Annotated in this window: 13 protein-coding genes; 11 read left to right on the top strand and 2 right to left on the bottom strand. The window is 63.7% G+C overall.

What is annotated here, in order from left to right:
- From QZ149_RS09310 to aspA, 11 genes are all read left to right on the top strand, one after another.
- Window positions 1–372, top strand: a 372-nt coding sequence (locus tag QZ149_RS09310; RefSeq protein ID WP_291451155.1) for a DivIVA domain-containing protein, incomplete at its 5' end; no start/stop codon positions are given.
- Entirely contained in the window at window positions 372–1643 is a 1272-nt protein-coding gene (gene dxr, locus QZ149_RS09305; RefSeq protein ID WP_291451154.1) for a 1-deoxy-D-xylulose-5-phosphate reductoisomerase, read from the top strand. The genes QZ149_RS09310 and dxr, both read left to right, overlap by 1 nt.
- 2 nt (window positions 1644–1645) lie before the next feature.
- Window positions 1646–2887: a M50 family metallopeptidase gene (locus QZ149_RS09300; protein ID WP_291451153.1), complete on the top strand. Its 1242-nt coding sequence runs from the start codon at window positions 1646–1648 to the stop codon at window positions 2885–2887.
- 135 nt (window positions 2888–3022) lie between these two features.
- Window positions 3023–4189 (top strand): flavodoxin-dependent (E)-4-hydroxy-3-methylbut-2-enyl-diphosphate synthase, encoded by a 1167-nt coding sequence (gene ispG / locus QZ149_RS09295; RefSeq protein ID WP_291451156.1) that lies wholly within the window; start codon window positions 3023–3025, stop codon window positions 4187–4189.
- An 18-nt stretch (window positions 4190–4207) separates the two neighbouring features.
- Window positions 4208–4711: a hypothetical protein gene (locus tag QZ149_RS09290; protein WP_291451152.1), complete on the top strand. Its 504-nt coding sequence runs from the start codon at window positions 4208–4210 to the stop codon at window positions 4709–4711.
- Between the two features lie 109 nt (window positions 4712–4820).
- A complete protein-coding gene (locus QZ149_RS09285) occupies window positions 4821–5237 on the top strand; it encodes a hypothetical protein (protein ID WP_291451150.1) in 417 nt (138 codons plus the stop codon).
- A 77-nt stretch (window positions 5238–5314) separates the two neighbouring features.
- Window positions 5315–7123, top strand: coding sequence for a proline--tRNA ligase (locus tag QZ149_RS09280; RefSeq protein ID WP_291451149.1), 1809 nt, complete (start codon window positions 5315–5317; stop codon window positions 7121–7123).
- Between the two features lies 1 nt (window position 7124).
- Window positions 7125–7616 (top strand): peptide deformylase, encoded by a 492-nt coding sequence (gene def, locus QZ149_RS09275; protein ID WP_009648613.1) that lies wholly within the window; start codon window positions 7125–7127, stop codon window positions 7614–7616.
- A 175-nt stretch (window positions 7617–7791) separates the two neighbouring features.
- Entirely contained in the window at window positions 7792–8295 is a 504-nt protein-coding gene (locus QZ149_RS09270) for a DUF3145 domain-containing protein (protein ID WP_291451148.1), read from the top strand.
- Window positions 8295–8672, top strand: coding sequence for a phosphopantetheine-binding protein (locus QZ149_RS09265; protein ID WP_291451147.1), 378 nt, complete (start codon window positions 8295–8297; stop codon window positions 8670–8672). The genes QZ149_RS09270 and QZ149_RS09265 overlap by 1 nt, the downstream gene beginning before the upstream one ends.
- Window positions 8673–8807: 135 nt before the next feature.
- A complete protein-coding gene (aspA, locus tag QZ149_RS09260; RefSeq protein ID WP_291451146.1) occupies window positions 8808–10220 on the top strand; it encodes an aspartate ammonia-lyase in 1413 nt (470 codons plus the stop codon).
- A gap of 79 nt (window positions 10221–10299) precedes the next feature.
- Here the strand turns inward: aspA and QZ149_RS09255 are convergent, their stop codons facing one another.
- Complete coding sequence (locus QZ149_RS09255; RefSeq protein WP_291451145.1) at window positions 10300–10869, bottom strand: flavin reductase; 570 nt, start codon at window positions 10867–10869, stop codon at window positions 10300–10302.
- A 118-nt stretch (window positions 10870–10987) separates the two neighbouring features.
- Window positions 10988–12466, bottom strand: a 1479-nt coding sequence (locus tag QZ149_RS09250) for a tetratricopeptide repeat protein (RefSeq protein ID WP_291451143.1), incomplete at its 5' end; no start/stop codon positions are given.

Raw genomic sequence — 12466 nt, 5'->3', positions numbered from 1 at the left:
GCCGTGGACGGTGCGATGAACCGCCTCGAGGCGGCGTTTATCAACCGCGACCGCGCCGACTCCGTGGCGGCTGAGGGTGAGGCTGCGTGGTATGACCGCGTCGCTGATCGTGCGACCACCCTGTACCCGCGTCTGCAGCGCCCGCGCGGTGAGCGTTTCTCGAATCCGACGAGTGGACGCGGTTACAGCTGCGAGGAGGTCGACGATCTGCTTGATCGCATCGCCGCTTACTTCGACGAGGCCGAAGAGTTGACTGCGAACGAGATTCGCACGGCGACGTTCCGGCCTAAGCGCGGCAAGAAGGCGTACGCGGAGGGGCCGGTGGATGCCTACCTGGCTCGCGCGATCGAGATCCTGCTCGCGGTCGACTGATGGAGGCACGCGAGACGACCCTGATGGGTCCTGCCCCCGTTGTTTTGTTGGGCTCGACCGGTTCGATTGGTACTCAGGCGCGAGAGGTCATTGAGGCGCACAGGGGTCGTTTCGATGTGCTGGGTCTGAGTGCGGGCGGCTCGTCGATCACCGAGTTGGCTGCGCAGATCGTGGCCCTGGAACCCGCATACGTGGGTGTGGCGCGGGACGTGCGCGAGGAGTTGGCGGCTGCTGTCGAGTCGATGGGCGGCACGTGCCCCGAGGTGTTTGTGGGTGAGAATGCCTCCGTCGAGGTCGTGTGTGCCTCGGTCGAATTAGCAGCACAGCTGTACCCTTGCGAGACACCGGTGGTCCTCAATGGCATTACGGGTGGTGTCGGTTTGTCCTCGACGCTCGCGGCCCTCGACTGTGGGGCACGCCTGGCGCTGGCGAATAAGGAATCCCTGGTCGTGGGCGGAGCGTTGGTCAAGAACGCGATGCGTTTCCCGGGCCAGATCGTGCCGGTTGATTCGGAGCACTCGGCGATCGCCCAGGCGTTGGCCTCGGGCGTGCACGAGCGTGGTCTGACCTCGCCGCTCGTTTCTGGCCGCTCGGAGGTGGCCGATCTGGTGCTGACAGCCTCGGGCGGTCCTTTCCGCGGGCGCACTCGCGATCAACTGCGTGGGGTGCGTGCGGCGCAGGCGCTCGCACACCCGACCTGGAGCATGGGTCCGGTCGTGACGATTAACTCCTCGACGCTGATTAATAAGGGCCTGGAACTCATCGAGGCACACCTGCTGTTTGATGTGGAGCCGGAGCATATTGTGGCGACGGTTCATCCTCAGTCGATCGTCCATTCGATGGTGACGTGGCGCGACGGGGCGACGACGCTGCAGGCGTCGCCTCCGGACATGCGGCTGCCGATTGCGCTGGGCCTGACGTGGCCCGAGCGCTTGGATGATGTGGAGGCACCTCTCACGTGGGGCAGTCCGTCGCAGTGGACTTTTGAGCCGGTCGATAACGAGACGTTCCCGGCGATTAACTTGGCCCGCTTCGCCGTGGGTGCGTCGGCCACTCACCCTGCGGTGCTCAACGCTGCGAACGAGGTCATGGTGGAGGCCTTCATCGACGGTATCGTGCCGTGGCTGGCGATTGTCGACACGGTGTCGGCTGTCGTTCACGAGCACGAGGGCGTCGCCGACCCGACGCTGGAGGATATTCTGGCCGCGCAGAGTTGGGCCGTTCAGCGCGCACGCGAATATATCGGTGCCGGCCAGTGGAAGGATCAGTGAGCGTGGGTTCGATTACGGGTATCGTCGTCATCACCATCGGTATTTTGGTGTCGGTGGCTCTCCATGAGGTGGGACACATGCTGCCCGCGAAGAAGTTCGGCGTCTTGGTGCCGGATTACGCGGTGGGCTTTGGTCCTGCCCTGTGGAAGAAGAAGATCGGCGATACCACGTACGCTTTGCGCGCGATCCTGCTCGGCGGCTATGTCAAGATCATCGGTATGTATGCTCCGGCTCGCCCGGGCACACGCCTCGTGGGGCGGCGCGGAAAGGTGACGCTCGCGCAGGAGGCCAGGGAGGCCTCGGCCGAGGAGATCCCGCAGGGCCAGGAGCATCGCGCGTTTTACCTGCTGAGCGCACCGAAGAAGATCACGGTCATGCTCTGCGGTCCGCTCATGAACCTGCTGATCTGCTTTGTACTCAGTGCTGTGACCATGGTGGGCATTGGCGCGCCCGCTGCGTCTCGCACGATTGCTTCGGTGTCCGAAACGATCCAGACCTCTGCGGGGGAGATCGCCTCTCCGGCTTACGAGGCCGGGGTTCGTCCCGGGGACACGGTCCTCGCGTGGAACGGAACGCCGATCGAGACCTTTGCACAGTTCCAGCGGGCGGTGGGCGCTACCCCGGAGGGTGAGTCTGCTGTGCTCACGGTCGGACGTGACGGGGCGACCGTGGATCTGACGGTGACCCCGGTGACGGGCGCGCGGGGTGCTCGGTATGTGGGCGTGACGGCCGGGTACGAGTATGTGTCCGCGTCGCTGACGGATGTGCTGGAGGCCGACTGGCAGATGTTTACGGGAACTGCATCCGTTATCGTGCGCCTGCCCCAAGCCGTGTGGCAGGTCGGACGCTCTGTCGTGACCGACGAGCAGCGCGATGCGACCGGCATCGTCTCGGTTGTGGGCGTGGGCCGCATGGCGGGTGAAGTGACGGGAGATTCGGCGGCGTTGGGCCTGCGTGACACTCGCCAGGTAGTGGGCGCGCTGCTCAGTCTGCTGGCCTCATTGAACATGGCGCTCTTCGTCTTCAACCTGATCCCGCTGCCGCCCCTGGATGGCGGACACATCCTGGGCGCGGTGTATGAGGGCGTGCGTCGTCAGGTTGCGAGCCTGCGCGGCAAGGAGGATCCCGGTCCGGCCGACACTGCGCGTCTGGTTCCTCTTACCTGGGTGGTTGGTGGGGTTCTCATCGTGATGAGTTTCATTCTTATCGTCGCCGACATCGTCAAGCCCATTTCGCTTAGCTGATCCCGGTGTGCCCTGCTCCTCGACAAAGAGTGCGTGGAGGCGAGGAAAGCGAGCCTGACCACGTGGGCGGTGCCCGCGTGGGAAGGATGCGCCCGGGTAAGCGATAATGGGCGGGTGAGTGAAATCAATCTTGGTATGCCCTCAGTTGCCACGTCGCCGTTCCCGCGCAAGCCGACGCATCAGCTGATGGTGGGAAACGTTCCCGTGGGCGGCGGGGCACCGGTGTCCGTCCAGTCTATGACGACGACGAAAACGCACAACATCGGTGCGACGCTGCAGCAGATCGCCGAGCTGACGGCTGCAGGCTGCGACATCGTTCGAGTCGCCTGCCCGACGGATAAAGATGCGGAGGCGCTGCCGATCATCGCCCAGCAGTCGCGTATCCCCGTTATCGCCGACATCCACTTCAAGCCGAAGTACGTCTTCCAGGCGATTGAGGCCGGCTGCGGTGCTGTGCGCGTGAACCCGGGTAACATCCGCAAGTTCGACGACCAGGTCAAGGACATCTGCAAGGCTGCCTCCGATCACGGCGTGTCCCTACGTATCGGCGTCAACGCCGGATCGCTGGATCCGCGCCTGCTCAAGAAGTACGGTCGTGCCACGCCCGAGGCGCTGGTTGAATCCGCGATCTGGGAGGCCTCGCTCTTTGAGGAGAACGACTTCCACGACTTTAAGATCTCGGTCAAGCACCACGACGTGCTCACCATGGTCCAGGCATATCGCATGCTCTCCGAGGCGGGCGACTGGCCGTTGCACCTGGGCGTGACCGAGGCCGGCCCTGCTTTCCAGGGCACCATCAAGTCCGTCTCGGCGTTCTCTATCCTGCTGGCCGAAGGCATCGGCGACACGATCCGTGTCTCTCTGTCGGCTCCTCCCGTCGAGGAAGTCAAGGTCGGCACGAAGATGCTGGAGTTCCTGGGCCTGCGTGATCGCACGCTTGAGATCGTGTCCTGCCCGTCGTGCGGTCGAGCCCAGGTGGACGTGTGGACACTGGCGGAGAACGTCACCGAAGGTCTCAAGGAACTGACCGTTCCGCTGCGCGTGGCCGTCATGGGCTGCGTCGTCAATGGCCCCGGTGAAGCCCGTGAGGCAGACCTGGGCGTCGCGTCGGGCAACGGCAAGGGCCAGATTTTCATCCGCGGCAAGGTCGTCGAGACCGTCCCCGAGGACCAGATCGTCGAAACCCTCATCCGCCGCGCGAACGCGTTGGCCGAGGAGATGGGCCTGGAGCCTGGTTCCGGTACCATCGAGGTGAATCCGATTACCGCCCCGGAGGGCAAGCTTCCGGGCAGTGGCTGCTGACAGATAAAGAGGAACCCTATGCGTCTTCGTACCCTTGTCTGCCTGTCCCTCGTGGGCGGCGTGTGTGCACTGGCCGCGACCGGCTTTCCGCGCCGCATTGGTCTGACCGCCTCCCAGGCGGATGTGTCCCTTCCCGGCGACCTACTGCTGCCCGGCGCGAACGTTGTCGTGGATCGCGGTATCGCCATTGACGCTCCGGCTTCGGTCGTCTGGGACGTCTTGGGTCACGTGTTTGAACCCGCCGATGAGTCGATGATCATTGAGATCGCTGATGAGGACCACGTCCTGATGCACGTGGCCGCGCCCGCTGCGCCCGAGGGCGCCCCGGCCTCGGGAACCTGCGTGATCGCCCTGCTGCCCCTGTCGCCGTCGCGCACCCTGCTGCACATTCGTGAGCGTCATGAGGCACAGGGACGCGAACGCGCGCTCGTGTGGGCGGGCGTGGCAGCCGAGTCCCTGTCCTCCCTGTCGATGCTGCGTGACCTGCGTGATGCGTGTCTGGCACACGCCGTCGACGCCTGAGTCACACGGATCCGCCCCTGTTTCGGGTGGCGCACTCATCCCCGCGGTGTTGTAGTATCGAGCTACACGCAACGCCGACGGGGATGTTGCGCTTTCTGAAGGGTGACCAATGCTCCTCAACGCCACCGCACTGCTTGCAGTCATCGGCCTGCTCATCGCACTTCTGTGGGCGTGGGTGTGGTCTGGAGTGTTCGCGAGTTCCCGACGCGTTGCGATGCGCATGGACATGCGCGGGGGCTCGGCCAGCGCGGAGCTGAACCGTGTTGTGTGGCCGCTGATGCCTCTGCTCGCCCTCGTCTGGTTTGTGACTGCCGACCTCGTGGGCCACGAGGCAGTCGGCGCAGACACCATGGGTTCGTGCGCGCTGCTCCTGGGCCTTTTCGGCGTTATGGTCGCCGTCGCGATTCAGTCCCTGTACCTGGGGGGACTGCCTGAGTGGGCATACCCGGGGTGGATGGCACGTCGCTACTACGTGGCAAACCCGGGTGCTCGCGAGCGCGAGCTGGGCGCGGGCGCGGTGATTTAACGGGCTTCATGCCCTGATGAGGGGTCACATGGCTGTGCCGGTGGCCTTCAAACCCGTGCGTGCCGTACTCTTGGAGCATGCTTCGAAATCTCTCGACTTTCTTCCTGCGAACTCTGCGTGAGGACCCGGCTGACGCCGAGGTCAATTCCCACAAGTTGTTGGTTCGCGCCGGTTACATTCGCCGCTGTGCCCCCGGCATTTACACGTGGCTGCCCCTCGGCCTGCGTACGCTGCGCAAGATCGAGGACATCGTCCGCGAGGAAATGGACGCGATGGGTGCACAGGAGGTGCACTTCCCGGGTCTGATCCCCGCTGACCCCTACAAGGCAACGAACCGCTGGGAAGAGTACGGCCCGACGCTGTTCAAGCTCAACGACCGTAAGGGCGGCGACTACCTGCTGGCCCCCACGCACGAGGAGATGTTCACGCTCCTCGTCAAGGACATGTACTCCTCGTACAAGGACCTGCCCGCCACCCTTTACCAGATTCAGACGAAGTACCGCGACGAGGCCCGCCCGCGCGCCGGCCTGATCCGCGGCCGTGAGTTCGTCATGAAGGACGCCTACTCTTTCGACATCGATGACGAGGGACTGGACGCCTCCTACCAGGCTGAGCGCGACACCTATGAGCGCATCTTCCAGCGCTTGGGCCTGCGCTACGTTATCGTGTCCGCGATGAGCGGTGCGATGGGCGGCTCGCGCTCGGAGGAGTTCCTGCACCCCTCGCCGATTGGTGAGGACACCTTCGTGGCGTCCCCGGGTGGCTACGCCGCCAACGCCGAGGCCGTGACCACCCCCCTCCCCGAGGCCGTTGACGCGTCGGGTGTTTCCGCGCCCGTCGAGGTTCCCACGCCCGACGCTCCGACGATTGAGGCGCTCGTGGATCTGCTCAACGAGCGCTACCCGCGTGAGGATCGCCCCTGGACCGCCGCCGACACGCTGAAGAATGTCGTCGTGACGCTCACCCACCCGGACGGTGAACGCGAGCTGCTCGTCGTGGGCATCCCCGGCGACCGCGACGTCGATATGAAGCGCCTCGAGGCCGCCGTGGCTCCCGCCGAGGTCGACATGGCGTCGGATTCGGACTTCGAGCCGCACCCCGAACTGGTGCGCGGCTACATCGGCCCGACGGTGCTGGGACCCAACTCGCCGCGGCGCGTCGTTGATGAGGAAGGCAATACCTCCGGTTCCGTGCGCTACCTGGTGGATCCGCGCGTCGTCGAAGGCACCGTATGGGTCACGGGCGCGAACGCTGAGCAGCACCACGTTCTGAACCTCGTCATGGGCCGCGACTTCACGGCCGATGGCACCATCGAGGCCGCCGAGGTGCGCGAGGGCGACCTGGCCCCCGACGGCTCGGGTCCCCTCCACCTGGAGCGCGGCATCGAGATCGGTCACATCTTCCAGCTGGGTCGCAAGTACGCCAAGGCCCTGGGCCTGACCGTCTTGGATGAGAACGGAAAGACCCAGGTCGTGACCATGGGCTCCTACGGCATCGGCGTCACCCGCGTCATGGCGGCCCTGGCTGAGGCGAACTGCGACGACAAGGGTCTGAGCTGGCCCGCGCAGATTGCCCCCTTCGACGTGCACGTCCTGGCCACCGGCAAGGGCGACGAGGTCTTCGAGACCGCGCAGTCGCTGGGCGAGCAGCTTGATGCGGCCGGCCTGGACGTCCTCGTCGACGACCGCCGTAAGGTCAGCGCCGGCGTGAAGTTCAAGGATTACGAGCTGGTCGGCGTACCTTTCGGCCTTGTTGTGGGCCGTTCGCTGGCTGATGGCCAGGTCGAGATCCGCGTGCGCGCCACAGGCGAGACTATCGTCGTGCCCGTCGAGGAAGCCGTCGCGCGTCTGCGGGAGCTTCACGGCGCAGCCCTGAAGGGGGAGTGACATGGCGATCCGTCCCATCCGCATCATCGGTGACCCCGTGCTGCGCACGGTGTGCGACCCGATCACGGAGATCACTCCGAATGTGAAGGCTCTCGTTGAGGACCTCCTCGAGGGCGTCGATATGGAGGGCCGCGCTGGCCTGGCCGCTAATCAGATCGGCGTCAGCCTGCGTGCTTTCTCCTGGAACATCGATGGGGAGATCGGCTACGTGCTGAACCCCCGTATTGTTGCCCTGAGCGAAGACGAGTACCAGGATGGCGACGAAGGCTGCCTGTCGGTTCCGGACCTGTGGTATCCGACCGAGCGTGCCTGGTATGCCCGCTGCGAGGGCACCGACCTGGACGGCAAGAAGGTTGTTGTCGAAGGTGAGGAACTCATGGCTCGTTGTATCCAGCACGAGTGCGATCACCTCGACGGACACATCTACATCGATCGTCTGGATCGACCGACGCGCAAGAAGGCGCTGCGCGACATTCGTAAGGCTGGATTCTGACCTGCCGGAAGTTGATCAAAGTGCGAAACGCGCCGGGAAATGCCCTGCATTTCCCGGCGCGCTCCTCTATCCTGTCAGTACATCGTGTGTGCTCGTTTCGGCGCATTTCGTTGCGACTCCCAGGTAATTAGGACGTAGGGGAAGACGATCCTGACAAAGCCTACAAGGAGGAACAATGAGAGGGTCATACACCCGCGGTGTATTTTTCGTGCACTCAACACCGCCCGCTCTGTGTCCGCACATCGAGTGGGCGTTGGGTACCGCGCTCGGCCAGGAGGTTCGCCTCCAGTGGACCGATCAAGATGCGGCGCCGGGCATGGTCCGCTGCGAGTTTTCGTGGGTTGGGCCGGTTGGCTCGGGTGCCCGTTTGGCGTCCGCTCTGCGCGGTTGGGAACATCTGCGCTACGAGGTCACCGAAGAGGCGACCGCCTCGAACGATGGTGGGCGCTGGTGTCACACCCCGTCGCTGGGCATCTTCCACTCACAAATGGACTCCGTCGGTAATGTTGTCGTCCCCGAGGACCGCATTCGCGCCGCTATGGAGAACGCATCCTCCTACGAAGAACTGGTCGAGGGCCTGGAACTGGCACTCGGTCAGGCGTGGGACGATGAACTTGAGTCCTTCCGTCACGCGGGCGCTGGTGCACCCGTGCGCTGGCTGAACAACCGGGTGAGCTGATGGGGTCCATCGCTGATCTGCTGGGAGACCAGCTGCGTGCCGGGCTAGCGCAGCTGGTCGATCCCGTTACCGAGGACAATGCGCCTGAGGGTGCCCAGGCCTCGTCTATCGACGCGGGCGAGTACGTAAGTACTCAGGACCGTGCGCGCGAGGCAGCGATGGAAGCCGTCCTCGACGAGGCTGACCTTGCTCCTGGCGATGCGCGCGTCGAGCTGACCCTGCGCGGGGATCTGGACATGGACGATGTGTCCCTGTATGCCGTCGTTGCGCGCGTCGAACGCGAGGCGAAAGTGGCGCTCACCGACGCGCAGATCGAGGAATGGGAAACACTCGGGGACCTGCTCGACGCCGTTGCGCAGGCCGCTTGTCATGACTGACGAAAGGCCGAGTTAGGGGAGCGTCAACGATCTTCCCGAGATTCGTAAAGTGCCTGACAAAGTGGGACTTCGTGCCTACCATGGAGGCGGATCGCCGGGAAACTTCCGGCGTACACTCCGACGGAAGGAACGACGTTGACCCGCACCGAAGAGGATCTGCTCGGCACGCGCGAAGTACCCGACGACGCGTACTGGGGAATCCACACACTGCGAGCCATTGAGAACTACCGGATCTCAGGCCGCACCATCAATGAGGCACCCGAACTGATTCGTGCGTTTGCGCAGGTTAAGAAGGCGTGCGCCTTGGCGAACATGCAGCTCAAGGCCATGAAACCCGTCAAGGCCGAGGCAATCATCGCCGCCTGCGACGAAATCATCGAAAACGGGCGTTGCATGGACCAGTTCCCCGTCGACCAGTTCCAGGGCGGCGCGGGCACATCCGTGAACATGAACGCGAACGAGGTCATCGCGAACCTCGCGCTCGAAATCCTGGGGGAGGAGAAGGGGCGCTACGACGTGATCAACCCCAACGATCACGTCAATCGCTCGCAGTCGACGAACGACGCCTATCCGACCGCGTTCCGCATCGCCTTGTGGCGCAAGGTGAATCGTTTGCGCAAGGCCCTCGACGAGCTGGCGGACGCCTTCGACGAGAAGGGCGCCGAGTTCCGCAGCATTCTGACGATGGGACGCACCCAGCTGCAGGACGCCGTTCCTATGTCGCTGGGCAGTGAGTTCTCCGCGTTTGCGCACACGCTGCGTGAGGAAGACGAGCGCCTCGTCAACAACGCCGAGCTGCTCTTGGAGACGAACCTGGGTGCCACCGCCATCGGCACGGGCCTGAATACGCCGGACGGCTACCAGCAGGTCGTTGTGCGTCATCTGCGCCGCATTACGGGCGCGCGCGTCGTCGGCTCCCCGAACCTCCTCGAGGCCACCTCTGACACCGGTGCCTACGTGTCCATGCACGCCACTATCAAGCGCAGCGCCGTCAAGCTCTCCAAGGTCTGTAACGACCTGCGTCTGCTGGCCTCCGGCCCGCGCGCTGGCCTCAACGAGATCAACCTGCCGAAGATGGCGGCTGGCTCCTCGATCATGCCCGCAAAGGTCAACCCTGTCATCCCCGAGGTCGTCAACCAGGTGTGCTTCAAAGTCATTGGCAATGACCAGACCGTCACCATGGCGGCCGAAGCGGGACAGCTACAGCTCAACGTCATGGAGCCCGTGATCGCACAGGCACTCATTGAGTCCATCAACCTGCTGGTCAACGCATGCGATACGCTGCGCGAACGCTGCATCACCGGCATCACAGCGAACGAGGAAGTGTGCCGCGGCTACGTGGAAAACTCCATCGGCATCGTCACCTACTTCAACGACGTGATCGGACACCACCTGGGCGACGTCGTCGGCAAGCGCGCCGCCGCCGAAGGTAAGACCGTGCGCGAGGTCATCCACGACATGGAACTCCTCTCCGAGTCCGAGGTCGAGCGCATCCTCTCGCCCGAAAACCTCGCCAACCCGAAGTACGCGGGCACCGAAGAGGAGTGAGCGCTGCGCTCACAGCCTGCGCATATGACCGAGGCCGGGGAACCCACGTGGGGACCCCGGCCTCGTCGTTTGTGTGATCTCAGGACTGCAGCGACTCCTTGAAGGCGCGCACGAATGTACCAAAACGCTCCACCTGTTCTGAGAAGTACCGATAGATGCGGCGGCGTGCATCGCCCACGTATTCGACGGTACGAAGCTCCTCGTATCGGAATCGACCTCGTTCGTCGATGAGGTCAGAATCAACCAGCCGGGCCGTGACCTCGCAGCGGAAGTGCGTGTAGGTACCGTCATCTGTGGCCTCTAGGACACGGCACACCAGGCTCATCTGTGAATCGTCGAGCACGGGGATGCCGTTATAGTTGCTCGATGCCACGTGGGTGTCGCTGAGCTTATCTCCACCAGAGATGGTGCCTGCGTATTCGAAGAGTCCCATGGCCTCGGCCCCGAAAAGATTGAGGGAACACACGCCCGAGCGCTTGATCGAGCGCGCCGCGTGCGTGGTGGAATCGCAGCCGATCATGACCATCTGGCCAAGCGAATACGACGAGGACCCCGTCGTGATGCCGACCCCCACTTCCTCATCGGGATAGGCCAGGATATAGACGGGAAAGCCGTAATAGAACTTCTCGGTGTCGTAGGGAACGTGCATGCTTCCATTGTGCGCCGGACGTATCGGGTGGGCAGGGCGTACGACGTGGAAGGAGAGCATGTCCACGAGGCACGAGTGGGCCGGAAGCACACACTACCGGCCCACTCGGTTATGCGCGCTAGTCGGCGGAAGGGTTGTCCCGCTGCTTCAGCTCGCGCCGCACGTCCCCGAGTTCCTCACACATAGCCATGGTGAACGGATGGTCGGCACCCAGGACGCGCTGGCTGCTGACGAGGAGCTGTTCGTACAGGGTGATGGACTCGTCTGTGTGACCAGCCTCTCGGTATGAGTCTGCGAGTTCACGGCGCGTGTTGTACGTGCCCGGGTGGTCTTCGCCCAGGACGCGGATCTGGTCTTTCATGACCTGCTCGTACAGGGTGATGGACTCAGGAAGGCGGCCAACAGACCGGTATGTGTATGCGATGTTGTTGAGCGTGGTGAGCGTGTGAGGATGGTCTTTGCCCAGAGCGCGGGCCTGGTCTTGAGCGACCTGCTCGTACAGGGTGATGGCTTCATCGTGGCGCTCAGCAGACGCGTATGCGCTTGCGAGGTTGTTGCGTGCGGTGAGTGTGTGGGGGTGGTTGTCACCCAGGATGCGCGCGCGGTCTGTGATGACCTGCTCGAATAGGGTGATGGCTTCATCATGGCGCTCAGCAGACGCGTATGCGCATGCAAGGCTGTGGCGTACGGTGAGCGGGCGGGGATGGTCGGGACCCAGGACACAGGTCAGGCCTATGGCGACCTGTTCGTACAGGGCGATGGCTTCATCGCGGCGGCCAGCTGATTCGTATGCGTCTGCCAGGTTGTTGCGCGTGTTGAGTGTGTGGGGGTGGTTGTCACCCAGGATGCGCGCGCGGTCTGTCGCGACCTGTTCGTACAGGGCGATGGCTTCATCGCGACGGCCCACCGCATTGTAGGTGTATGCGAGATTATTGCGGGTGCTGAGTGTGAGGGGGTGGTCTTCGCCCAGGACGCGCGCGCGGCCTGTGGCGACCTGCTCATACAGTTGGATAGCCTCAACACGGCGGCCAGCAGCCTCGTATGCGTCTGCCAGGCTGTTGCGTGTGCTGAGTGTGAGGGAGTGGTTGTCACCCAGAACGCGCGCGCGGCCTGTGGCGGCTTGCTCGTACAGTTGGATTGCCTCAACGAAGCGGCCCGCCTGCAGGTGACAGTTTGCAAGGTTGTTACGCAAGGTCAGGGTGTTAGGATGATCGTCGCCAAAAATGCGGGTGCTGTCGGTGATGACCTGCTCAAACAGGGTGATAGCCTCATCGAGGCGCCCCGCCTCCTGGTAACAGGTGGCGAGATCGTTGCATGCGCTGAGCGTCTGAGGATGATTCTCACCCAGAACACGTGCATAGTCTTCGAGGATCTGCTCGTACAAGGTGATGGCCTCATCGAGGCGCCCTGTCTGCACATAGGTGTCCGCAAGGTTGCTGCGCTCGGTGAGTCTACTTAGGTGGTCTTCGTCCGTGATGCGGGTCGGGTCTTCGGCGGTCTGCTGGTGGGAGACCTGTGTCAGTGCGGTGATTGTGCGTTCAAGTGCTGTGTGCTTGAAATCCGGTGACGCTGGTGCGAGCGTCAGGTACTCCTGCAC

It is taken from the genome of Actinomyces sp. ICM47, from assembly GCF_905369875.1.
Lineage (GTDB): Bacteria > Actinomycetota > Actinomycetes > Actinomycetales > Actinomycetaceae > Pauljensenia.
Note: the sequence above shows the minus strand (reverse complement) of the source record. Positions and strands in the feature narration are given on the sequence as shown.

Coding starts and splice junctions, on each gene's coding strand:
- QZ149_RS09255 (WP_291451145.1), bottom strand. CDS start 10,869: ATGCACGTTCCCTACGACACCGAGAAGTTCTATTACGGCTTTCCCGTC.
- dxr (WP_291451154.1), top strand. CDS start 372: ATGGAGGCACGCGAGACGACCCTGATGGGTCCTGCCCCCGTTGTTTTG.
- def (WP_009648613.1), top strand. CDS start 7,125: ATGGCGATCCGTCCCATCCGCATCATCGGTGACCCCGTGCTGCGCACG.
- QZ149_RS09290 (WP_291451152.1), top strand. CDS start 4,208: ATGCGTCTTCGTACCCTTGTCTGCCTGTCCCTCGTGGGCGGCGTGTGT.
- ispG (WP_291451156.1), top strand. CDS start 3,023: ATGCCCTCAGTTGCCACGTCGCCGTTCCCGCGCAAGCCGACGCATCAG.
- QZ149_RS09285 (WP_291451150.1), top strand. CDS start 4,821: ATGCTCCTCAACGCCACCGCACTGCTTGCAGTCATCGGCCTGCTCATC.
- QZ149_RS09270 (WP_291451148.1), top strand. CDS start 7,792: ATGAGAGGGTCATACACCCGCGGTGTATTTTTCGTGCACTCAACACCG.
- QZ149_RS09265 (WP_291451147.1), top strand. CDS start 8,295: ATGGGGTCCATCGCTGATCTGCTGGGAGACCAGCTGCGTGCCGGGCTA.
- QZ149_RS09280 (WP_291451149.1), top strand. CDS start 5,315: ATGCTTCGAAATCTCTCGACTTTCTTCCTGCGAACTCTGCGTGAGGAC.